Below are 21575 nucleotides of genomic sequence, written 5' to 3'. Positions count from 1 at the left end.
TTTGTTTTAAGCGGCTAATTGCCCGGATGTCCGCCGCTTAATAAAATAATCCGCATTTAGACAGCATTTCATCTCATCAGCAAGGAGCTTCCAGCATGAAAAAGGTTGAAGCCGTGATCAAGCCGTTCAAACTGGACGAGGTGCGCGAGGCCCTGTCCGAGCTGGGCATCAACGGCCTGACCGTCACCGAGGTCAAGGGCTTTGGCCGCCAGAAGGGCCATACCGAGCTCTATCGCGGCGCCGAATACGTGGTGGACTTTTTACCCAAGGTGAAAGTGGAAGTGATCCTGCCGGACGACCTGGTGGAGCGCGCCATCGAAACCATCGTCGCCACCGCCCGCACCGGCAAGATAGGCGACGGCAAGATCTTCGTCACCCCGGTGGAGCAAGTGGTGCGCATCCGCACCGGCGAAACCAACGAACAGGCGATTTAAGCCCACCGGCAAGCGCCGGAACCCGTTCTCCAAAGCCCCGCTTCCGCGGGGCCTTGTCATTTAATCCAAAGGCCCGAACAGGCAGGTATGCGTATCCTGCCCCGCGGCCACCACCTTGCCGTCCCTGGACATGACGATGTGGCTGCTGCTCCTCTCCTCGCCCGGGCAGAACAGGCGCTGCGTCTTGGGCGCGCCAAAGCGCCAGCGCAAAGTGGCGTAGCCGCCCTGCTCCGGCTGGGTGGAGATGCCCGCCACCACGCGGCCGTCCTGACTATAAGCGGTCAGCGTCAGATCGCCGATCACCGGCGAGAACGGCGCCAGCTTGCCGTTTTCCAAGCGCAGCGGGTGTTCTCCGTCCGTAGCGGACGCGCTCAGCCATACGCGGCGGCCATCCTCGGAAACCGAACGCAAGAACATCCCCAGGCTCTCCTTGCGGGTTTCCGCGCGCACCGCCGCCTCCAGATCCGCCTCGCCCTCCGGCGAGATTTGCACGAAGGCGCGCCTATGGTCGTTTTCCCGGTTAAAGGACACAAAAACCGTGCGCCCGTCCGCGGACAAGCCCTCCAACACCGACTTGGCGCGGATCACGCTGACGCCCTCGCCCGCACGCCAACGCACGGCGTCGCTTTCCGTGAAGATCTTCCCGTCTGCGCCGCTCATGCCGGCCCAGGCCAACACCTGAGCGTCGCGCTGCGCGCCATCCATCTTGCCTTCCGCCGCGGCCGGCCACGGCAAGGGCTCGCGCCGGCTTGGCTTGCCCTCGTCCGGATTCCAGACAAAGCCGTGCCACACGCCGGAGTCGGCATTTTTGAAGTAGCCGGCCACATCGCCGCGCCCCAGATGGACGCCGGAAACATGCAGCTGAGTCGCCGCGCCATCGCTCATCAGCGGGCTTTCATTCATGAAATCTTGCATGCGCCGCATCCGCCGCAGCGTGTCCAGATCGCCGCGCAGGGCGATGCCGGCCGTTACGGCCCCATCCGCGCTCAGCGCCAGCGGCAGGCTCATGGGCTCCGGCAACAAGCTGAAGCCCTTGCCCTCCACCCATTGGAAGCCGCGCGGCATGGCTCCTTCGTCGCTCAGCAGCCAGCCAATCACCGTGCGGCCGTCGGCGCTGATGTCGGTGACGCCGGACAGCCAGGCCTGGCCGGCTGGCACCAGCGTCTCCAGCGCTCCGCCGCGCCGCCAGCGCACCGCCTCCAACTTACCGCCCTGGCCGCTTCCAAAAGCCAAGATCAGGCCGTCTCGCGACATCGCCACATAGCTGGCGGTGAAATAACCGCCCTTGGGCAAAGGCAAGACCGCCTCCGCGCGCCCCTGACGCAAGCTCAGGCCATTGGCCGAACGCAGCGCCCACAGCTCATGCCAGGGAAAACGCAGCTTGAGCGCGTCGATCAAATCCATGGCGGAATCGTTCAGTTCGCCGCTGCCGGCGCTCAGCAATTGCGCCGAGCCGTCGTAGGACAGCTTTTCCGGGTAACGCGCTTTCAATAGGACGAAGTCTGGTTTTGCGGCGGCGGCAAGCGGCGCGCACCAGACGGCCAGCGCCAATAGGGAGGCGAAGGTTTTGGACATGGCTAATTATGATTATCAGCTTAAAGGGCGAAACCTTATCATCCCGCAGGCATTGCCCTCAAACCCTTGCCCCGCTGCGCCTGCGCGGCGTCAAACAAAAAGCCCCCGGATTCCGGGGGCTTTCAAACCATTTAAGGTCGGCTTACTTCCACAGCTTCCACCACGGCATGTCCTCGATGGACCAGCCTTCTTTCAGGTATTCGCTATTGGGGTAGTTCAGCGCCAACACGCGCTTGGCGTCGTCGCGCAGCTGCGGCATGGACAGCTTGTCGTAAGCCGCCACCATGATGCCCAATGCCTCTTCCGGATACTTGGTGTTGGCGTAACTCTTCACCACGCCCTGGGCGCGGTTGGCCGCCGCCAGGTAAGCGCCGCGCTTCATGTAATAACGGGCCACGTGCATCTCGTTGCCGCCCAGCGCGTCCAGCAGCCGCTCCATCTTCTTGGAGGCGTCTTCCTTGTAAATGCTGTTGGGGAAGCGCGTCACCAGCTCGCGGAAGGCGGCGAAAGCCTCGCGCGCGGCGCGCGGATCGCGCTCGCTCATGTCCTGACCGGCCCATTTGGCCAGCAGCCCGGAATCATCGTTGTAAAACACCAAGCCTTTCAGATAATAGATGTAGTCCAGGTTTGGATGGGTGGGATGAAGCTTGATAAAACGGTCGGCGGAGGCGATGGCCTGCTCCGGCTCATTATCCTTGTAATGGGTGTAAGCCAGGTCCATCTGCGCCTGCTGGGCGTAGCGCCCGTAAGGGAAACGCGCTTCCAGCGTTTCGTAGAGCTTGACAGCGCGGGTATAATTGCCGCTGTTCAACTCATCATGCGCTTCCGAATACAGCTTTTCCACGGTCCAGCCGCGAGTCTCATCGTAGGTTTCCGTGGTTGCACAACCGGCAAGCCCCATCACCAACATTGCAGCGACAACGTATCTTTTCATGACTGATCCTTACTTTGACCCGGACGATTATAGCGACATCTCGGAAAACGAGGTATCCGCTACACAACAACTTGATGTTCCGCTGTCGCTGTGCGGCGAACGGCTGGACGCCGCGCTGGCGAAATTGATGCCGGAATACTCGCGCAGCCGGCTGACGCAATGGATCAAGGACGGCCATGTGCTGCTGGACGGCAAGCCCGCCGCGCCCAAGACCAAAGTGCTGGGCGGCGAAAAGCTGGACGTCACCCTGATGCGCAGCAACGAGGAGATGGCCTTCCAGGCGGAAGCCATGGACCTGCCCATCATCTTTGAAGACGATCATATCCTGGTGATCAACAAACCGGCCGGTTTGGTGGTCCACCCCGCCTCCGGCAACTGGAGCGGCACCCTGCTCAACGGCCTGCTCCACCATTGTCCGGCGCTGGCCCAGGTGCCGCGCGCCGGCATTGTGCACCGCCTAGACAAGGACACGAGCGGCCTGATGGTGGTGGCCAAGACGCTGCCGGCCCAGACCGAGCTGGTGCGCCAGTTGCAGGCGCGCACCGTCAAGCGCATCTACCGCGCCATCGCCGACGGCAACGTGCCGTTTGACGGCACCATAGAAACCCAGATGGGCCGCGATCCGCACAACCGCCTGAAAATGGCCGTGCTGAAGTTTGGCGGCAAACAGGCCATCACCCATGTACGGGTGCTGGAACGCTTCGCCAGTCACTCCTACATTGAATGCAAGCTGGAAACCGGCCGCACCCACCAGATCCGCGTGCACATGCGCGAGGCCAACCACCCGCTGGCCGGCGATCCGGTCTACGGCAACCTGCGCCACAAGATGGACGAAGGCGTGGCCGCCGTGGTCAAGACGCTGGGCCGCCAGGCGCTGCACGCTTACTCCCTGACCCTGGTGCACCCGGCCAGCGGCGAAGAACGCAACTGGAAAGCCCCGCTGCCGGACGACCTGCGCCACCTGCTGGACGTGCTGCGCGGAGACGGCGACACCGCCGACGCCGCGCCGCTGCCGCAATTGCAGGACGAGCCGGAAGACGAGGACTGGGACGAAGAGGACGATGAAGACGACGGCGACGTGGAGGTGATCTATGTCCGCTGAACGTCCCGCCGAACAAGCGCCGGACTGGCTGGAGGCCGACTGGCCGGCGCCGCCCAATGTGCGCACCCTGATCACCACCCGCAACGGCGGCGTCAGCGCCGCGCCCTTTCACAGCCTGAACCTGGGCCAGCACGTGGGCGACGACCCGGCCGCCGTGGCCGCCAACCGCGCGCTGCTGCGCCAGCAACTGCCGGCGGAGCCGGCCTGGCTGAACCAGGTCCACGGCGTGACAGTGCTGAACGCGGCCGAGGTGGGCGCCCAGCCGCCGGACGCCGACGCCAGCTTCAGCCGCCAAAGCGGCGCGGTGTGCGCGGTGATGACCGCGGACTGCCTGCCGCTCTTGCTGTGCAATAGCGAAGGCACGGTGGTGGCCGCCGCCCACGCCGGCTGGCGCGGCTTGTGCGAGGGCGTGATAGAAGCCGCCGTGGCCGCCTGCCAGGAACGCCCGGCGCGGCTGATGGCCTGGCTGGGTCCCGCCATCGGCCCGGACGCCTTTGAAGTGGGCGCGGAAGTGCACGCCGCCTTCATGGAACGCGACCCCGCCGCCGCGACCGCCTTCAGCGATATCGGCGACGGCAAATTCCTGGCCGACATCTACGCGCTGGCGCGTCAGCGCCTGAATGCCGCCGGCGTGGAACAGATCTACGGCGGCGAAGAATGCACGGTGATAGACCGCGCGCGCTTCTTCTCCTACCGCCGCGATGGCCAGACCGGACGCATGGCCAGCCTGATCTGGCTGGAGTAAGAACCTGTTTACGATCTAAGAGCGTGTTTACGATCTCGCGAGCAAGAGCGAGACAAGGCGAAAACAGCTGAGAAAGCGGAGTGTACATACGGTACATGAGCATTTCGAATCCGGTTTCAACGCCGTATCGCCGACGCGCAGCAGATCGTAAACAGGTTCTAAGCCACCCTCCCCACAGCCCCGCCACGCGCGGGGCTTTTTATTGACCGCGCGGTCGGACAGGCCAAAAACCCAACACACCAATTACGCACCAATTTCCGCCCGCGCGACGCCATCCGCGCCCTGATGCAAATCCACAACATCTAGTGGCCCGCGCCGCCCTCCCCGCTGCGGCTTGTTTCAGCAAGGTTTCCTGCCTACAGAGTGAAATGTGTCGGCCGGCCAAAAAAAAATCTCAGGCCCCGCAAAGCCAACAACCACGGGCTTTCGCCCCTCGTCCGCGCCAAAACAGCCATTAAATCTTCCGCTGTCAAGACTTGTACTGCCCCATACTCAACACTAGAATTTGGGTGTTCCGCGAGCTACAAACAATACATATTGTGTTTACCCACAGCTCGCGCACAGCTTTTCAACAGATTTGTCCACAGCCGGCCTGCCCCTCGGGAAACGCAGCAACGGAAGGACGCAACCACCCACCTTATCGAGGGCTACATGCAATTGACCACCTTTGAAGGGCAGACCGCCGCAGAACTCGGCCGCGCAGCCGCGCCCAAGGCCGATTTCAGCCAGTACAAAACCATCCGTCGCAACGGTGCGGTGGTGCCGTTCGAGCCCGTCAAGATCTCCATCGCCATGACCAAAGCCTTCCTGGCCGTCATGGGCCATCAAGGCGCCACCTCCGCCAGCCTGCGCGAAAAAGTCGCCCAGCTGAGCGAACAAGTGGCCAGCGCCCTGATGCGCCGCAAGCCGGAAGGCGGCGCCATCCACATTGAAGACATCCAGGACCAAGTGGAACTGTCTCTGATGCGCTTTGGCGAGCATGATGTAGCCCGCGCCTACGTGCTGTACCGCGAACAGCGCGCCCAAGAGCGCGCCGCCCGCGGCGAAGCGCTGACCCAGGTGCAGATCAATGTGGTGCGCAAAGACGGCCGCAAGCTGCCGCTGGACATCGCCCGCCTGCGCGCCACCATCGAATCCGCCAGCCAGAACCTGGCCGGCATCGATATCGACGCCATCCTGAGCGAAACCCTGAAGAACATCTACGACGGCGTCAGCGAAGACGAAGTCAACAAATCCGCCATCCTGGCCGCCCGCTCCATGATTGAGCAGGACCCGGCTTACGATTACGTGACCGCCCGCCTGCTGCTGAACAACATCCGCCTGGAAATCCTGGGCGAAGCCGTCAGCCAGGAAGAAATGGCCAAGCAGTACGCGCTGTACTTCCCCACCTTCATCAAGAACGGCATCGACGCCGAACTGCTGGATGAAAAACTGGGCGAATACGACCTGAAAAAAATGGGCGCCGCGCTGGACGCCAACCGCGACCTGAAGTTTGGCTACCTGGGCCTGCAAACCCTGTTTGACCGCTACTTCCTGCACGTGGACGGCAACCGCATCGAAATGCCGCAAGCCTTCTACATGCGCGTGGCCATGGGCCTGGCGCTGAACGAAGTGAACCGCGAAGAGCGCGCCATCGAGTTCTACAACGTGCTGTCCAGCTTCGACTTCATGTCGTCCACCCCCACCCTGTTCAACTCCGGCACCCGTCGCAGCCAGCTGTCCAGCTGCTACCTGACCACCATTGCCGACGACCTGGACGGCATCTACGAAGGCATCAAGGAAAACGCCCTGCTGTCCAAATTTGCCGGCGGCCTGGGCAATGACTGGACCTCCGTGCGCGCCATGGGCTCCCACATCAAGGGCACCAACGGCAAATCCCAAGGCGTGGTGCCGTTCCTGAAAGTGGTCAACGACACCGCCGTGGCGGTGAACCAGGGCGGCAAGCGCAAAGGCGCCGTCTGCGCCTACCTGGAAACCTGGCACGCGGACATTGAAGAATTCCTGGAGCTGCGCAAAAACACCGGCGACGACCGCCGCCGCACCCACGACATGAACACCGCCAACTGGATTCCGGACCTGTTCATGAAGCGCGTGATGGAAGGCGCGGACTGGGCCCTGCTGTCCCCGTCCGAAGCCCCGGACCTGCACGACCTGTACGGCGCGGCCTTCGAGAAGCGCTACAAAGAGTACGAAGCCATGGGCGAGCGCGGCGAGCTCAAGGTGTACAAGCGCATCCCGGCGCTGTCCCTGTGGCGCAAGATGCTGACCATGCTGTTTGAAACCGGCCACCCGTGGATGACCTTCAAGGACCCGTGCAATATCCGCAGCCCGCAGCAGCACATGGGCGTGGTGCACAGCTCCAACCTTTGCACCGAGATCACCCTCAACACCAATGAGGACGAAATCGCGGTCTGCAACCTGGGTTCCGTCAACCTGTCCGCCCACCTGAAGGCGGACGGCGGCCTGGACTCCGAAAAACTGCAGCGCACCATCCGCATCGCCCTGCGCATGCTGGACAACGTGATCGACATCAACTTCTACCCGGTGAAGAAGGCGCGCAACTCCAACCTGAAACACCGTCCGGTGGGCATGGGCATCATGGGCTTCCAGGACTGCCTGCACCAGAAGCGCGTGGCCTACGGCTCCGACGCCGCGGTGGAGTTTGCCGACGAATCCATGGAAATGGTGGCCTACTACGCTTACTGGGCGTCCACCGAACTGGCGGAAGAACGCGGCCGCTACCCGTCCTACAAGGGCAGCCTGTGGGACCGCGGCATCCTGCCGCACGACAGCATCAACCTGCTGGCGGCCGAACGCGGCGGCTTCCTGGAAGTGGACCGCAGCGAACGCATGGACTGGAACGCGCTGCGTGAACGCGTGAAAACCCACGGCATGCGCAACAGCAACTGCCTGGCCATCGCGCCCACCGCCACCATCGCCAACATCATCGGCGTATCGGCGAGCATTGAGCCGACCTACCAGAACCTGTTCGTCAAATCCAACCTGTCCGGCGAATTCACCGTCACCAACGAATACCTGGTGCGCGACCTGAAAGCCGCCGGCCTGTGGGACGAAGTGATGGTGGCCGACCTCAAATACTTTGACGGCAGCCTGGGCCAGATCGACCGCGTGCCGGCCGAGCTGAAAGCCATCTACGCCACCGCCTTTGAACTGGACCCGCGCTGGCTGGTGGAAGCGGCCTCCCGCCGCCAGAAGTGGATCGACCAGGCTCAGTCCCTGAACCTGTACATGGCGGGCGCTTCCGGCAAGAAACTGGACGAGCTGTACAAGCACGCCTGGTTGCGCGGCCTGAAAACCACCTACTACCTGCGCACCCTGGCCGCCACCAGCGCCGAGAAATCCACCGGCCGCGGCGGCGAGCTGAACGCGGTGTCCAACAGCCACAGCCAAGCGGCTGCGGCTCCGGAAGCCATGGTGGACAACACCCCGGCCACCGACGCCAAGTTCTGCAGCATCGACAACCCGGATTGCGAGAGCTGCCAATAAGGCGGAAGCAGCCATCCTGGCTTGAACGGCCGGCCCCTCGGGGCTGGTCTAGCCTGGCCCCGGCCAGGCTCCATGTCACAGCCCCCTGCCCGCAGCCGGCTGTGACATGGCCCCGTAATCCGGCCGCCCCACCCATTGGCCAGCCGCCTGCCCGTCCAGACGGCTGGCCAATGGGGAACGCAGCAACAACCCGCGCCAGACCGTAAGGGCAAGGGAAGCCGCACACACACAAAACCAGGGGAAACCGGATGAACATAGAGGAATTTTTCAACAGCTACGCCGTTGGCTACAGCCAGCTGGATGTGCCCCAAGTGACCGCGCACTTCACCGTGCCCTTCACCGCCATCCACCAGGGAGACCTGAGCAGCTGGGAAGACATGGCATCGCTGCGCGACACCACCACTGCCTTGCTGGCGTGGTACCGCAGCCAGGGCTTTCTCAGCGCCAGCCACCAGCTGGACAGCGTGCTGAATTTTGGCGAAGACGCCGCCAGCGCCCGCGTGCGCTGGATTGTGCAGCGCCAGGACCAGCCGGCCTGGGAATACTGCACCGGCTACCACCTGAAACGGGTGGACGGCCAGTGGAAGATTTACGGCCTGGTCCAGTACCAGGACGCGCCGCAGCAGTAAGTAGTGCCCAGCCTCAAGCCGCTTGCCCTCAGGCGGCTTCGGGATGGAAACGCCGGCCGGCCCGCGATGCGGGCGGACGGAAACAGCTCAAGACCAAGCAAGCAAGCGCGGCGGGTGTTGAGCGGGTTCCAGGAAGACGAGGCCCACGGCCCCGCCGCCACAAGCCAGGCTTCAGCAGGAGGTCAGATGCAAACGTTTGAAAACATCCGGATCAACGGGTTTTGCGAACAAAGAACCCACAACCCCGACAAGCAGTTTGTGCTGTTCAATATGTACCTGACGCTGAACCAGGCCCCGCCCTGCGAATGGAAGGACCTGTTCAACGAAGCCCGCCGCCTGCCGCGCCAGAAAGTGTGGCGCAAAGCCTGGGTGGAAGCGGACGCGCTGGTGGTGTACTGCCAGCCGGAAGAACTGCAGCAGCAAATAGAGCTGCTCAAGCAAGACATAGAACAAGCCAACCGGCAATACCGCCAGCTGCTGAAGCTGCGGCAGCCGCGCGGCAGCCAGGTGGAGCAGGAGGAAAGCAGCGAACGCCAGCTGATCCACCGCCTCAGCCAACAGCTGCGCTTCTGAAAGGACGCCGCTCATGAGCGCCACCGCATTCTGTATCGCCCGCCATGGCGAAAATGGCAAAGACGCAGGCTACCGCAAACTGGGCAGCCTGCACGTGGACCTGGACCCGGTGCCGGCAATCGCCGCCGCGCCGCGCCAGATACAAATACTGCGCAAAAGCAGCCTGCCGCTCAGCCCCAGCCTGGCTGGCGACAAGCAGCCGCTGCCGCCCCAAATCACCGCGCCGGACGCGGAGTAAATCCAGACAGGAGCCCTTAATGCTGAACTTTGACGACACCATCGAAACCAAACCGGCCGCCCCCTCCGCGGGCGCCAACGCCGCCGGCCGCGTCAACGTGGTGGACAAAAAAGTGATCAACGGCACCACCGACGTCAACCAGCTCGTGCCCTTCAAACACAAATGGGCATGGGAAAAATACCTGGCCCAATGCGCCAACCACTGGATGCCGCAAGAAGTTAACATGCAGCGCGACATCGAACAGTGGAAAACCGGCCAGCTGACCGAAGACGAAATGCGCATCGTCAAGCGCAACCTCGGCTTCTTCGTGACCGCGGACTCCCTGGCCGCCAACAACATCGTGCTGGGCACCTACCGCCAGATCACCAGCCCGGAATGCCGCCAGTTCCTGCTGCGCCAGGCCTTTGACGAAGCCATCCACACCCACGCCTACCAATACATCGTGGAAAGCCTGGGCCTGGACGAAGGCGAAGTCTTCAACGCCTACAACGAAATCAAATCCATCCGCGACAAAGATGAATTCCTGATCCCCTTCATCGACGTACTGTGCGACCCGGCCTTCAAGACTGGCACGCTGGAAAACGACCAGAAGCTGCTCAAATCCCTGATCGTGTTTGCCTGCATCATGGAAGGCCTGTTCTTCTACGTGGGCTTTGTGCAAATCCTGGCGCTGGGCCGCCAGAACAAGATGACCGGCGCCGCGGAACAGTACCAATACATCCTGCGCGACGAGTCCATGCACTGCAACTTTGGCATCGACCTGATCAACACCATCAAGCTGGAACAGCCGGAAATCTGGACCGAAAGCTTCAAGGCCGAGATCACCGAACTGTTCAAGCACGCGGTGGAACTGGAATACGCTTACGCCGAAGACACCATGCCACGCGGCGTGCTGGGCCTGAACGCCAGCATGTTCAAGGAATACCTGCGCTTCATCGCCAACCGCCGCATGCAGCAGATTGGCCTGGACCAGCTCTACCCCGGCGTGAACAACCCCTTCCCGTGGATGAGCGAGATGATTGACTTGAAGAAGGAGAAGAACTTCTTTGAGACGCGGGTTACTGAGTACCAGACTGGCGGGGCTTTAAGCTGGGATTAACTCCTCATAAAAAATAAAAGCACGCAATTTAGCGTGCTTTTATTTTATGAAAGAGACAATATGAAATTCAAAAGAACCAACAACCTCATAACATCATCATATCAAGTCTGCATCGATAATATTAGTGAAATGAGTGCTGCACTGCATGCGGCTATCGATTAACGAGGACATACTGATATAACTCTCGACTTCAAAAAATGCACGCTTGCCGAGCCAGAATTTATGCTTGCTCTTTGCGCCATGACAAAAGCAAGGCAATTAAATAATATAAGTTTCGACATTGAATTGCCAACAAACCTCAAAATGAGAAGGCTTTTTATTAACACAAATTGGGCACACTATATCTCTCCTCATCTACATGAATACAGAAATTTTGAAGGCTACGCACAAGTACCCGCAACGTATTTTTCCAATCATCAGGAACAATATGCAGCAGTCACAAAAATTGTTGACGTCATCTTAACTCATATTGATGGCATTCAGAAAAGTGATTTCGCAGCTTTTGAGTGGGCCGCCAATGAAATGACTGACAATATCTTAAATCATTCAATAACTGGATCTGGTTTCGTCCAAGTATCAAAACTTAGAAAATTCCACAAGAAAATCTCAATGATTATATGCGACATTGGGATTGGAATACCGGATAGTTTACGATCAGGTCTCCACACCTCAATGACAGATGCAGTCGCATTGTCTGAAGCAATCAAAGAAGGAGTAACAAGGGATAAAAGCGTTGGGCAAGGAAACGGACTATATGGAAGCCATAAAGTATGTCCTAATAGTGGCGGCATGTTAAAAATTAGATCAGGATACGCCATACTCACAGCAGTTGGTGACAAAGTTGAAACCGAAACAACTTCTGCACCTTTCAAAGGAACTTTAATTGCGTCAGAAATCGATTTCTCAAAAAAAGGCCTTCTTGAAAATGCACTAAAATTTGATGGAAAAGTGCATGAGACCCTATCGAGAATTGAGGCAATATATGAAGACGAATTCAACGATTTATTAACAATAAAAATTATAGATTGCACCAAGTCATTTGGAAGCAGGGCCTCAGGAAGCCTAATACAAAAGAAAATTTACAATCTTTTGGAAATGCACCCTGAGCACAAAGTAAATATTGACTTCAGCGGAGCCCCATTAATTACAAGCAGCTTTGCTGACGAAATACTAGGAAAGCTACTTATAAAAATAGGAAAAGAAGCATTTTTTAAAAAAATCAAACTATCTGGAATGGATGAAATAAACAAAAAAATCATCTCGCGCTCACTTACCCAACGAGAAAGAGACATGCACTAAATATCTCACCCCTTCAATATCAACATTATCAATAACGGTTATTGAAAAATACGTAACTGATTAGATTATAGCTACACACCAAAATAGCTAGCACATAATAAAAAAACTCTTAACTCGTTATCTTATATTTTCAACCCATTTCGTTTATGATGTTTAACACACCAACTACGTCCAAAAAACAAGGGGATTGTGCGATTACCCTCTTTCAATCATGATGGTTTTTCTGCATCGCGTGGAGACAGGTATTAGCACCGCTATCACCATATATTTTGCAGCTGTCATCCAAAATAGAATTAGCCAGAAGATTACCCCGCCCCGAAAGGTCGTTGCAAAATCAATACTAAATTCACAAATAAATAACTCTTCATTTCAATAACAATCAAAGCAAATCACAATTACGGCCATTAAGACTTCATACGTCTTTAGCATTAAAAACCTCTCCATAGCATTCAATATCACGATATATGAATTTCATGCCGGTCTGACATGAAACCATCTCTCTCTTCAACAGATTCTGATGCATCAAGGCTATCATTGGTGGATTAGTTATATAATCAAAAAAACCCTTAGAAGTCAAAGCCCCTCCAAACGCTCATCATAATACTCTTCAATAATCGCCCCCGTTACTACATTTTTTTTACGCATTTTTGCTCTTGAAAAAAAATCTTTCAATGTTTTCTCATCTAGAATATAAAAATCATTAACTCTCAAAGATCGACCAAGCAAGGCAGAGGTTACTATAAGTTTGTGTATATTAACTGGATTCCAGTTAGCATCCAAACTCAATTCTTTTCTAATGTAACTTAAATTACCCACGAAAAAATCAGTAGTTTTTTTATGCTGAGCTACAGTATCAAGCAAAAAGCCTTCCAAATACTCTCGATATCCTTTTACATTTTCCTGTTGAAATTTAGACTTACACTCACACAAGTAGAGATCATCATCAAAAATAAATGCAACATCACAATCGAAATTCTTAACCTTTACCGTTGCACATGGAATATTTTTTCCTTGCAGGAATTTCAAAATATTGTTTTGAAATTTATTTCCTTGACTTTGAAAGTCAGCACCTTTTGACCTTAATAGCGACTCGATTGAAAATGCGGGATGAATCACAGAGGCGCACGATTTCAGTATCGCATAGCGGTCCGGAGACACTAAAATGAGCGGGCAGTCCAATATATCTGTTGACTTGTTTGTAAAAGTTAGAGAACTCACCACAAACTCACAGTCACTCTTATCAATCCCTTCATTACTTAGCAGCTTCAACAAATCTGTCTTACTTACTGTAAAGAACAATCCAAAACAATCTTTTTTTAAACTATTCTCATTTATCAATCGCAAGATGAGAGAATAAGATTTCAGCCATACATTTAGAGCAACGCCCAAATAATTTTCTTTAAGATCTCGCGAGTAGAATTGTTCAACTAGATGATAAAATGAAACTACTGTGTTTTCCTCCCATCTTTTAAGTAGCCTAGAATGCGACGAGGACACCCTCCTTATAATATCAGCATCCCTAGAAAATCTTTTCAACCTTAGTCTTGCAAGGGAAACCCTGAATGCAGCAACCACCCCACTCGATTGCGCATTTAGAATAGCTTGCCCCCCATCAACAGTAATGGTTACTTCATTTATTTCCCAAAGCTTTTGAAATTCATTAAAAATAGCCCAATCAGAAGCTAGGGTCGCACACTCAAAAGCTGTTCTAAATTTCCCCCAATCCATAGCATTGGGAAATAGAAGATCACTCTTAACATTTATCCACAACTCCTTTAAAATGCCCGAGTAATTCTGCAAAAAGTAATCAAAAGCAAACTCCTCATCAACAAGGCCTCTATAATTAATCCCATCTTGGAAAGATGTATTAATCTTTACATCAAAGCCAAAACCAGAATCCTCTACATTCCCATCGACATTTTTCCTCCTAGAAATAAACTCCAACACCATTAACGCATAAACAAACTCTTCTTCCGGGCTAGAGAAAGCACTCAGCTTTGATATTCTAGCCTTAAGCGCCTCACGCTCTCTCTTAAAAAATAGCACTTCGTTTAAAAGCTCATTAAGCTTTTCATCTCCAGCAGCACCGTAGCGCCCACAAAGATATGATCGACAGTCTGATAGTGCGTCAATATCGTAACACAGATTTTTTCTTTTTATTTTTAATAAAAATCCATCAATGCTTGTGCATTTTTCTGCAATGGTTTTTATTTTTTTCAAATTATTCACGACACCCTTTCAGATAGAAATTAACAAATTTGAATTAAGATCAGGCCAAGCCCAGCAGACAAGAGCAATTTCAGATTTAATACCACAAGAAATTAATAACCTGCAAGTCACATCTTTTCATTCCTGCTAAAATTTTATACTGATCTTGACCTACCCACTAGAAATACCAAATTTGGTTCTTATAGAAAATCCTGGCCGGTTCATTTTACCCCAATGCATTGACCCCAAGCTGCCACACTGTTAAATTGCACGCTGGTGCTCAACACACCCTCCGCTAGCGGTTAGCCCGCGCCCGTAAGTCGTGGCTTTTTTGCGTCCATAGGTTTCCTGTCGTGCCACTATCCTGGCACGTCCAAAGCTTATGGCCGGGTAGCGTGCAGCCATACAATACCCCGGCAACGGGGGAAATCTGTGGGCCGTCTAGCGGCGGTGTTGAAGTGCCCGGCCGCCCCTCTCAACAGGGGGCGCTTTAGACAAAACCGCTAGGAGTCCATGACCATGGATGCTCGTCTTATATTTGTCGTCTCTATCTCCCCTCCCCTTACTTGTTCTCCCCACCGCCTATCACATGCCTTGTTGTGCCTGCGCGCTGCGTATCGCCATGCGTTTTTGGCCGCGCGGTTTGCGCGCTTCGCTGGGGAGGCTCGGCCATGAATACCGCTATCAATCTGGAAATGAAGACGCCACTGCGGCTGGATTTCTCCAAGGGTTTGGCGATGCGAGTGCTGCGGCGACCGGAGGGGTTCTGGTTTGTCGCGGCGGAGGTGGCTGTGTCCATGAAGCTGGAGGTGAAGGATTTGCAGATAGCCTTGGGCGAGCCGCTGGGACGATCCTTCTGCCTGGCGGATGAGGCGGAGCCGGTGCTGTGCCTGTCCGAGGGCGAACTGAGCGAGGTGTTCCGCCGCATCAAGAAGCCAGGCGCGCGGCGGCTGCGGCGCTGGTGGCTGGAGGAAACCCGCCCGGCCTTGCTGCACCAGGCCGCCGCGCCAAGCACGGCGGAAGCCCTGCACCTGGCGCTCGCCCTCGCCGCGGAGGCGGCGCAACAGGTCAGCCGCACGGTGTTGGACGCCGTGCTGCGCGAACCCAGCCCATGGCTGCATTCACGCTAGGTGGTGACACTGGATTACGCACCCAACAACAAGCAGCGCTGGCCGCAAGGCAGGCTGATCGGCTTGAACAGCAGCGTCTCCACGCTTAGCGCCTTGGCAGAGCTGATCGCCCCACCCGGCAAGATACCGATCAGCAAGGCGGAACTGGTGAAGCTAGCCACCGCCTGCCAGTTGCGTTTGGCGGAGCGCATAGGCAGTTAGAGCGGCTCACAAAACCCCTGATGCTGCGTTGCGCCGACTTGCCGTACTCAATGTGCTCTCTGCGTCGGCGCGCCTTGCCTCAGCCGTAAAACTGAGTTTTGTTAGCCACTCTTAGTCGGCTAATCACGCAGTGTAATAAGAAACACCGCTTCACTATTGCGAAGCGGTGTTTTCGTCAAAAGAGTCCTAGTAGTTTAAATGCGACCTACCCGTCGGCTTCTTTCTCAAAGTATTGACCTGGATATGCGGCCAGCGCGTCACCTGGCCATTGGAGCCGAACATGAACTCAAAAAACAGCACTTGTTCATATTGAAGCTGCAACACCTCACAGCCGTCGCTGTCTATCACCGTCTGTATCCACAAGTTCAGATTCATCTCGGTAACATTGGCAAAGGTGCTCACAAAGGGGGTATTTAAAATCCCGCCTTGCGGCCCGCCATTGTGTTTGCTGCTGAGCTGAATCAACGTGTATTTTTTGATGCGCTGGTCTTTGATCACATCACGCAACCGCAAATCAGGGCGTACGGAATACGGGTAGTTTGGGTCAGCGACAATCCGTTGGAAATAAGTCAGATTGCTGTCCGGCTGGGTGGCCGGCAATGACTTGTCAAACGCCCAAGCCGGCGCGGGTTCATCCAGATTAAGCGGCGCGGCCGGCGTGCCCTCCTGAACCGACAACAAGGGAGCTGCGCCCATGCTGGGTGAAATGGCGAGCGGAGAGCCTGCCAGGGGCACGGGGTTGGCAGCAACGGCAGCCGGTACCGTATTATTGTCTTGCGGCTGCGGAGTCGTTGGCCACGAGTTGCTAAAGGGCTGAGTCCAACAGTCGGTGCCGGTGGGATATTCCGGTTTGCCTGGAATGTCCGCCTGAAATCCGCCGGTGATCATCATCGCACTGCCATGGGGTATGGTCCCGCTACGCGCAATGGAATAAGGCGGCACGTAATTTGGCCCGTTGGCGCCGGCGCCAATGGCAATCCCAGGGAAGCCGTTATCAGAAATGACGGATTCTTCAGTAGCCGCATGGTTGTACATCGGGTTCATCCACAAATACATGCCATCTTCTTCGTGAATGCCCACGCCGTCACTGACGCGCTGTATGCTTTGATTGTATTTCACCGCGCCCGCAAACTGCTCGTTGGTGCCGCCCCGATTCCGCACCCCGCCATCCACCAGGGAGAACGTGAGTTCTTCGGTATAGTTTTCACATAGGAAGTGGAATATACCGAAAATGGTTTCAGAATTTGTCCCTGGAGACGGCATACAGGTGGTATGCAAGCCCCACCCCAGATTCGTCTTATCCGGATTGTAGTTAACCCATGTGCCTTCCAGCTGCTTCAGCACACCATAATCAGCTGGCTGATCCAGTACTTTATCCGAATATTCCGGATAGGGCGGAGCTGGCGTTTGAACCACATTGTTTTCAGGCATACACACCTCGCATGATCATTCATTTTGATAAAGGCCGGTGTAGCGAAAAGACGATAAAAGCCGTGTCAGCTTTACGGGACTTGCTGTACAAATAAAAACACACCAATGAAAAGCTGGGTTTCTAGCAAAATTTGTATTTGCGTGGCTGAAATATTCTGCAAATCTCCAGCCATGAAATGAACCAAATTCCACCATACAAAAATCCTAGCACTAGACATGACAATGTCAAGGCAAATTTTATTGATTATTTTATTATGAATAGAGAACGTCTAAGTTAGGCGAAATTTTCTAAGAAACCATCTTTGGAGAGAATGCGGTCATGGGGATGGTAGAACCGAAACCCAAGCACAGTGGAGGTGATATCGCCCTCCCGGGCGATTGCGGTACAGCCGCCGTCTTCCATCCACCGACGGGAGCGACCTGGCGTGCCTTTGTTGGAACCGGCACGCCTCGGGGTGTAGGAGGCGCAGCGCACACTAGATGCGTTCTATAGACACCGGGCTGTTGACGATTTCCTTAAGATCTCGAAGCGTCCGCCCTATCATCTGGAATGCTTCGCTCCCGTCGTAACGCAGGGATGATTCATATCGGGCATAACCACTTGTGTCATTGCGGACTGCGGATAGCCAGTTAAACGAGCCGATCACCAACCAAGCGTAATCAACCAGCACCAACTTGCTGTGCACGCCTTGCGACTGGGCAACCCGTACCTTGGCGCCTGCCGCTTTCAAGCGCTCGATACATTGCGCGTACTCGGCTTTGGCCCTCTGGTTCAACATCGGGTCCGATACAACCGTCACGCTGACACCCCGCTCAACGGCCTTACTCACCTTCTCCAGCACCCGGTCTGCCCCTATGGCTGCGGAGGTGAGAAAGGGAGATACGATGACAAGCCGGTTACGGGCGGCTTCGAATGCTTCGGCCAACACTGAGCGATGCGCATCAAGATCCCGGATGAGCGCCGCTGGCGCCATGTCGAACCCAGGAACCAATAACTCAACGGGCACATCGGATATTTCGTTGCCGCCGCCGTTGAACAGGCTTTTACCTACAATCGCGGACGGATGCTCACCGATAGGTTGGAAAAGATGCATATTGCCGAAGACCAGAAAAGCATCCTGCGCGCGGGATATCGCGACGTTCAAGATAGACGGATCTAGGTCAAAGAAGGCCTCTCCAGGCACGGTGTCTAGACCGTAGGTTGGCGAAAACACGACTATCCTGCGCTCCGCACCTTGCAGGGCATGAACGGTGCCAACCGTTATGCCGTGGTCCTTGCCTAGCTCGCTTTCCAGCGCACGGCGCACCGTGCGCGCCTGGGCGGCGAACGGCGTGATCACCGCAACCAGTTCGCCAAACGACTTGCCACTCTCCTGGTACGCGTCCTCAATTTGTGTTTTGCGCTGTCCCAACCATTTGGCGATGGCCGCCGCCTCTGTCCGGTTGAATAAGCTGGTGCCGCTGCGCGATGCCACACCAGGAATGTGGACATAGCCTACGCTCGGCGTAATACGCCGCGGCCCTTCCTCCCGGCAAGGCTGTAGTAGCCCGCCATAGGCCAGGCGATTGCAGATCGTAATGATCTCAGACCAACATCGCCTGTGCTCCTGGAGGAACATGCCCCGGCCTCGCGCCGGATGTTTCGAATACGGCGTCGCACGCTGAGCCAGCCGCATCAGGCTGCTCGCGGAAACATCCAACCCAGACTTATGAAAATAGGTAGATTCGGACATCGAGGGAATCACGCCATGCCGCCAGGCATTCGCCAAATCGATGGGCTGCGGGATAGCCCAGATGGGCTTAATCTGGTCGACATCGCCCACCACGAGTGCCTGCTTGGCCAATGCGAAGGAGACCATGCCAATTTCCAAAGGCACCTGGCCGGCCTCATCTACGATGAGCAGATCGATGCCGTCATACAGCGGCTTAGGTTCGCCGCTATATCCGGTAAAACGGTTCGGCAAGGAATAAAGCGTTGTGACAAAGCATGGAAACAACTTAGCCAAGCGCCGGTATTGACGTAGCAATTTGTCGGGCGCTTTGCTGTCACCCATGCCGGTGGAGCCGCGCAATTGCCCCTCAACCTCGAGAAGGTAGCGTGCCTCCCAATAATGGGTGGCCAGTTTGAACGCATCGTAGCGAGCGCCTTTATCCAAGGCGGTTTGAATCGTTTCGACAGTCAACTCGCCCAATTCCGGCACAAGCTTCCTGAGAGCCGCCACCGCGCGCATCAAATTGTCCCTGGCCGCTTTAGCGCCTTGAACCTCGTATTTAGCGCCCTCAAGACCCACTTCTTCAGCCGCTAAGAGGCTGAGCAAAACCACATCCGTCTCCGGCCGCTGCCGCTGTTCGCGGAAACGACTGCCTACCAGCTCTCCGTGACTGATTTCCCGCTCCGCCCAAAACGCGGCGTCGCGCCGCAGCCGTGGAGACTGAAGGCGGAAGCCCGCCAGCAGGCTCATCCACCATGGCTCGCTGGCGCAATGAGTCATCCATTGCACGCGCAAAGCCTTCAGGTCTCCAATCCGCTTTTCCGCCGCAACGCTCTCTATTTGACGGTTGTTCAGTTCCGCGTCCGCAGCGGTCAACGTAGACAAAATCACTTCGCCACACAACGCTTGCCCCTGTATCGCGTCTGCCAGGAACTCCATAGCCCGCAAGGCATCCTGGACCTGAGCGGTGCAAGCGGTCAGTTCTGCCTTCAGCAGTACGAGAACCCGGTCGAGCGAGAGCGAGGCCTCTCCGGGGAAGGCCTTCTGCGCGTGCCCCAGAAAGACTTCGAGCGCGCTTGCAAAGCCCTCTTCGGTTTCATAGGCCTGGGCTTCATAAATGGCGTCCTTGCCCATCCCTTTCATGGCATGAACGGGAAAATTCTCTTTCGCCTCTTTCGACTTTGCGGGGAGATACATGCCATAGCTATCAAGGCCGCTCAGCCATCGTCCGGCAAATGGCGACGTCCCCTCATCATCCACTTCGGCGAAAGCTCGCAAGATATTGAGTACCGCCTGATTATTGGTTGACGTCGCTACAATAATCGGTGGTTCGGCATCAGCCAACGCGGCGGACACCCACGCGCTTGCGATCGCACTGAGGAGCAGCGTGGTCTTGCCTGTACCGGGCGGGCCATCAACCGCCAAAATAGGTGAAGACTGGTTCGACAGATGGTGCGCTAGCGACTCGCGCTGCGAATCGGCCAAACCGTATCGATGCTCCATCTGACCAACATGTAAGCGGGAAGCGCTCCATTGCGCGCGAGTATCCAGTAAATCCCGGTCCGTAGCCGCTTGTACCAACTTTTCCAGAAGCGGGAGTTCCGGCGCATCCGCTCCCCGTAAGCTGTCAACCAGGGCTTCGATAAAGAAAGTTGCCGAGCCGGCTCCGCGCGGCATAAACACGGCGATATCGAGCGGCTCGTAAGCGTCAATCTCCAACTCGTCCAGAGTGCTTCCCGTCAACGCATTCAGCAGTTGATCAGCTTGCTCCAGCAGAGACTTCCAATCGGTTTTCGCCTGGGCCAATCTTGAATAGGCCGAATCAGCGTCATCGACGGTGCCGATAACCACCTCGGAGGATGTGGGTTCAAGCAAATTTCGCGGGACAAGAACGGGGAACTCGACTTTGTCGTCGACGACGATCTCGCCATTTTGGCAAATCTTTGCCGAGATGATGACTGGGGCAACCCTGGCGGGCCGACGCGTATCCGCACGCCCATGCTCAGTGCGCAAGCTGAAAACTCTTGGACAGATCAGGACGGGAATGGGCCATAACCTGTCATCCGCGGTCCCCTTTGAACGGCTTTTTACTTTTCTGAACAGCGTTTTTGTCGCGTGTTCGCCGATGCTGCCGCTCAGCAGCAGCTCCTCCTGAGTCTCTACGACATCATCGCTGCGTAAATCCGGTGACAAACGAGCCGCATCGGCCAAAGACGCGTGAATATAGCTTAAGTACTTCTGCAAAACGTCAGTCATCTTCCCATTCTCTTTATTCTCTACGAGGACAGCTAAGCGCCCTCTCCCACATACCTCAAACCCAGCAAAACCTGAAATTCTGGCGCATGGAGTCCTCGACGGTTTTGCAAAAACACATAAAACCAAAAGCATATTCCATACAACTAACAATGTCACACGACTAATATCAAACCCGTTGCTGTCTACCTAAGCATTTCCTTCAAAAAGCCGCTCTCTTCTTGAGGCCAAGCTTGACGGCTGCCGTAGTAGATCGCGGCCTTGCAACCTTGTCGCGCGCCGGGTCAAGCCTCTCCCGGCCGGCGCCAAAGTTGACCAGGAGGCCGTCATGACGCCTTTCCCTCCGCACTCCGCTGGGTATGCCTCGTCCATGGGATATGCCGGGCCGCCGGTCATCAAAGCATTGCGGGGCTTAGGCCAGCGCTTGCTCGCGAAACAGGAGCACAACACCTTGTCGCAGCTAACCGTCCAAGCAAAGCGGCTTGCGGCACAGGAGGTTTTCCCA

At 56.1% G+C, this 21575-nt stretch carries 16 protein-coding genes; 11 read left to right on the top strand and 5 right to left on the bottom strand.

Annotation, left to right across the window (positions count from 1 at the left end):
* The first annotated feature begins 95 nt into the window (after nucleotides 1–95).
* Nucleotides 96–434 carry a P-II family nitrogen regulator gene (locus HQN78_RS05265; protein ID WP_019100167.1) on the top strand — a complete coding sequence of 113 codons (339 nt, stop codon included), beginning with the start codon at nucleotides 96–98 and terminating at the stop codon, nucleotides 432–434.
* Between the two features lie 60 nt (nucleotides 435–494).
* Here the strand turns inward: HQN78_RS05265 and HQN78_RS05260 are convergent, their stop codons facing one another.
* Both HQN78_RS05260 and HQN78_RS05255 read right to left on the bottom strand, forming a co-directional pair.
* On the bottom strand, nucleotides 495–2009 hold the full coding sequence (locus HQN78_RS05260) for a hypothetical protein (RefSeq protein ID WP_235088400.1): 1515 nt from the start codon (nucleotides 2007–2009) through the stop codon (nucleotides 495–497).
* Between the two features lie 142 nt (nucleotides 2010–2151).
* Nucleotides 2152–2943, bottom strand: coding sequence for an outer membrane protein assembly factor BamD (locus HQN78_RS05255; RefSeq protein WP_107798797.1), 792 nt, complete (start codon nucleotides 2941–2943; stop codon nucleotides 2152–2154).
* On the opposite strand from HQN78_RS05255, the gene rluD reads away from it, so the two are divergent.
* The 8 genes from rluD (at nucleotide 2942) to HQN78_RS05215 (ending at nucleotide 12135) form a co-directional block, all read left to right on the top strand.
* Nucleotides 2942–4045 carry a 23S rRNA pseudouridine(1911/1915/1917) synthase RluD gene (rluD, locus tag HQN78_RS05250; protein ID WP_107798796.1) on the top strand — a complete coding sequence of 368 codons (1104 nt, stop codon included), beginning with the start codon at nucleotides 2942–2944 and terminating at the stop codon, nucleotides 4043–4045. The two genes, HQN78_RS05255 and rluD, sit on opposite strands and share 2 nt — an antisense overlap.
* The gene (pgeF, locus tag HQN78_RS05245; RefSeq protein WP_235088397.1) at nucleotides 4035–4790 is read left to right on the top strand and encodes a peptidoglycan editing factor PgeF; all 756 of its coding nucleotides are present in this window, start codon (nucleotides 4035–4037) and stop codon (nucleotides 4788–4790) included. The genes rluD and pgeF overlap by 11 nt, the downstream gene beginning before the upstream one ends.
* A 651-nt stretch (nucleotides 4791–5441) precedes the next feature.
* The gene (locus HQN78_RS05240) at nucleotides 5442–8297 is read left to right on the top strand and encodes a ribonucleoside-diphosphate reductase subunit alpha (RefSeq protein WP_227103437.1); all 2856 of its coding nucleotides are present in this window, start codon (nucleotides 5442–5444) and stop codon (nucleotides 8295–8297) included.
* Nucleotides 8298–8545: 248 nt separating this feature from the next.
* The gene (locus HQN78_RS05235; RefSeq protein ID WP_107798793.1) at nucleotides 8546–8926 is read left to right on the top strand and encodes a hypothetical protein; all 381 of its coding nucleotides are present in this window, start codon (nucleotides 8546–8548) and stop codon (nucleotides 8924–8926) included.
* A 186-nt stretch (nucleotides 8927–9112) separates the two neighbouring features.
* Nucleotides 9113–9499, top strand: coding sequence for a hypothetical protein (locus HQN78_RS05230; protein ID WP_019102819.1), 387 nt, complete (start codon nucleotides 9113–9115; stop codon nucleotides 9497–9499).
* Nucleotides 9500–9512: 13 nt separating this feature from the next.
* Complete coding sequence (locus tag HQN78_RS05225; protein ID WP_227103441.1) at nucleotides 9513–9737, top strand: hypothetical protein; 225 nt, start codon at nucleotides 9513–9515, stop codon at nucleotides 9735–9737.
* 19 nt (nucleotides 9738–9756) lie between these two features.
* A complete protein-coding gene (locus HQN78_RS05220; protein ID WP_048410338.1) occupies nucleotides 9757–10836 on the top strand; it encodes a ribonucleotide-diphosphate reductase subunit beta in 1080 nt (359 codons plus the stop codon).
* A gap of 222 nt (nucleotides 10837–11058) precedes the next feature.
* Nucleotides 11059–12135, top strand: a complete 1077-nt coding sequence (locus HQN78_RS05215) for an STAS-like domain-containing protein (protein ID WP_235088395.1) — start codon at nucleotides 11059–11061, stop codon at nucleotides 12133–12135.
* Between the two features lie 573 nt (nucleotides 12136–12708).
* Here HQN78_RS05215 and HQN78_RS05210 read toward each other — a convergent pair.
* Nucleotides 12709–14364 carry a hypothetical protein gene (locus HQN78_RS05210; RefSeq protein WP_235088393.1) on the bottom strand — a complete coding sequence of 552 codons (1656 nt, stop codon included), beginning with the start codon at nucleotides 14362–14364 and terminating at the stop codon, nucleotides 12709–12711.
* Nucleotides 14365–15014: 650 nt separating this feature from the next.
* Here HQN78_RS05210 and HQN78_RS05205 point away from each other — a divergent pair.
* Together HQN78_RS05205 and HQN78_RS05200 are read left to right on the top strand one after the other, a co-directional pair.
* On the top strand, nucleotides 15015–15473 hold the full coding sequence (locus HQN78_RS05205; protein ID WP_235088391.1) for a hypothetical protein: 459 nt from the start codon (nucleotides 15015–15017) through the stop codon (nucleotides 15471–15473).
* Between the two features lie 3 nt (nucleotides 15474–15476).
* Entirely contained in the window at nucleotides 15477–15674 is a 198-nt protein-coding gene (locus tag HQN78_RS05200; protein ID WP_235088389.1) for a hypothetical protein, read from the top strand.
* Between the two features lie 186 nt (nucleotides 15675–15860).
* Here the strand turns inward: HQN78_RS05200 and HQN78_RS05195 are convergent, their stop codons facing one another.
* Both HQN78_RS05195 and HQN78_RS05190 read right to left on the bottom strand, forming a co-directional pair.
* Entirely contained in the window at nucleotides 15861–17105 is a 1245-nt protein-coding gene (locus HQN78_RS05195) for a peroxidase, FMP-type (protein WP_235088386.1), read from the bottom strand.
* A 476-nt stretch (nucleotides 17106–17581) separates the two neighbouring features.
* Nucleotides 17582–21073 (bottom strand): AAA domain-containing protein, encoded by a 3492-nt coding sequence (locus HQN78_RS05190; RefSeq protein WP_235088384.1) that lies wholly within the window; start codon nucleotides 21071–21073, stop codon nucleotides 17582–17584.
* Between the last annotated feature and the right edge of the window lie 502 nt (nucleotides 21074–21575).

Source organism: Chromobacterium sp. Beijing, assembly GCF_021496765.1.
Classification (GTDB): domain Bacteria; phylum Pseudomonadota; class Gammaproteobacteria; order Burkholderiales; family Chromobacteriaceae; genus Chromobacterium.
Note: the sequence above shows the minus strand (reverse complement) of the source record. Positions and strands in the feature narration are given on the sequence as shown.

What these genes read in the sequence shown, in the direction of transcription:
- HQN78_RS05265 (WP_019100167.1), top strand. Translation starts at nt 96, where the DNA reads ATGAAAAAGGTTGAAGCCGTGATCAAGCCGTTCAAACTGGACGAGGTG.
- HQN78_RS05260 (WP_235088400.1), bottom strand. Translation starts at nt 2,009, where the DNA reads ATGTCCAAAACCTTCGCCTCCCTATTGGCGCTGGCCGTCTGGTGCGCG.
- rluD (WP_107798796.1), top strand. Translation starts at nt 2,942, where the DNA reads ATGACTGATCCTTACTTTGACCCGGACGATTATAGCGACATCTCGGAA.
- HQN78_RS05255 (WP_107798797.1), bottom strand. Translation starts at nt 2,943, where the DNA reads ATGAAAAGATACGTTGTCGCTGCAATGTTGGTGATGGGGCTTGCCGGT.
- pgeF (WP_235088397.1), top strand. Translation starts at nt 4,035, where the DNA reads ATGTCCGCTGAACGTCCCGCCGAACAAGCGCCGGACTGGCTGGAGGCC.
- HQN78_RS05240 (WP_227103437.1), top strand. Translation starts at nt 5,442, where the DNA reads ATGCAATTGACCACCTTTGAAGGGCAGACCGCCGCAGAACTCGGCCGC.
- HQN78_RS05235 (WP_107798793.1), top strand. Translation starts at nt 8,546, where the DNA reads ATGAACATAGAGGAATTTTTCAACAGCTACGCCGTTGGCTACAGCCAG.
- HQN78_RS05230 (WP_019102819.1), top strand. Translation starts at nt 9,113, where the DNA reads ATGCAAACGTTTGAAAACATCCGGATCAACGGGTTTTGCGAACAAAGA.
- HQN78_RS05225 (WP_227103441.1), top strand. Translation starts at nt 9,513, where the DNA reads ATGAGCGCCACCGCATTCTGTATCGCCCGCCATGGCGAAAATGGCAAA.
- HQN78_RS05220 (WP_048410338.1), top strand. Translation starts at nt 9,757, where the DNA reads ATGCTGAACTTTGACGACACCATCGAAACCAAACCGGCCGCCCCCTCC.
- HQN78_RS05215 (WP_235088395.1), top strand. Translation starts at nt 11,059, where the DNA reads ATGCTTGCTCTTTGCGCCATGACAAAAGCAAGGCAATTAAATAATATA.
- HQN78_RS05205 (WP_235088391.1), top strand. Translation starts at nt 15,015, where the DNA reads ATGAATACCGCTATCAATCTGGAAATGAAGACGCCACTGCGGCTGGAT.
- HQN78_RS05195 (WP_235088386.1), bottom strand. Translation starts at nt 17,105, where the DNA reads ATGCCTGAAAACAATGTGGTTCAAACGCCAGCTCCGCCCTATCCGGAA.
- HQN78_RS05190 (WP_235088384.1), bottom strand. Translation starts at nt 21,073, where the DNA reads ATGACTGACGTTTTGCAGAAGTACTTAAGCTATATTCACGCGTCTTTG.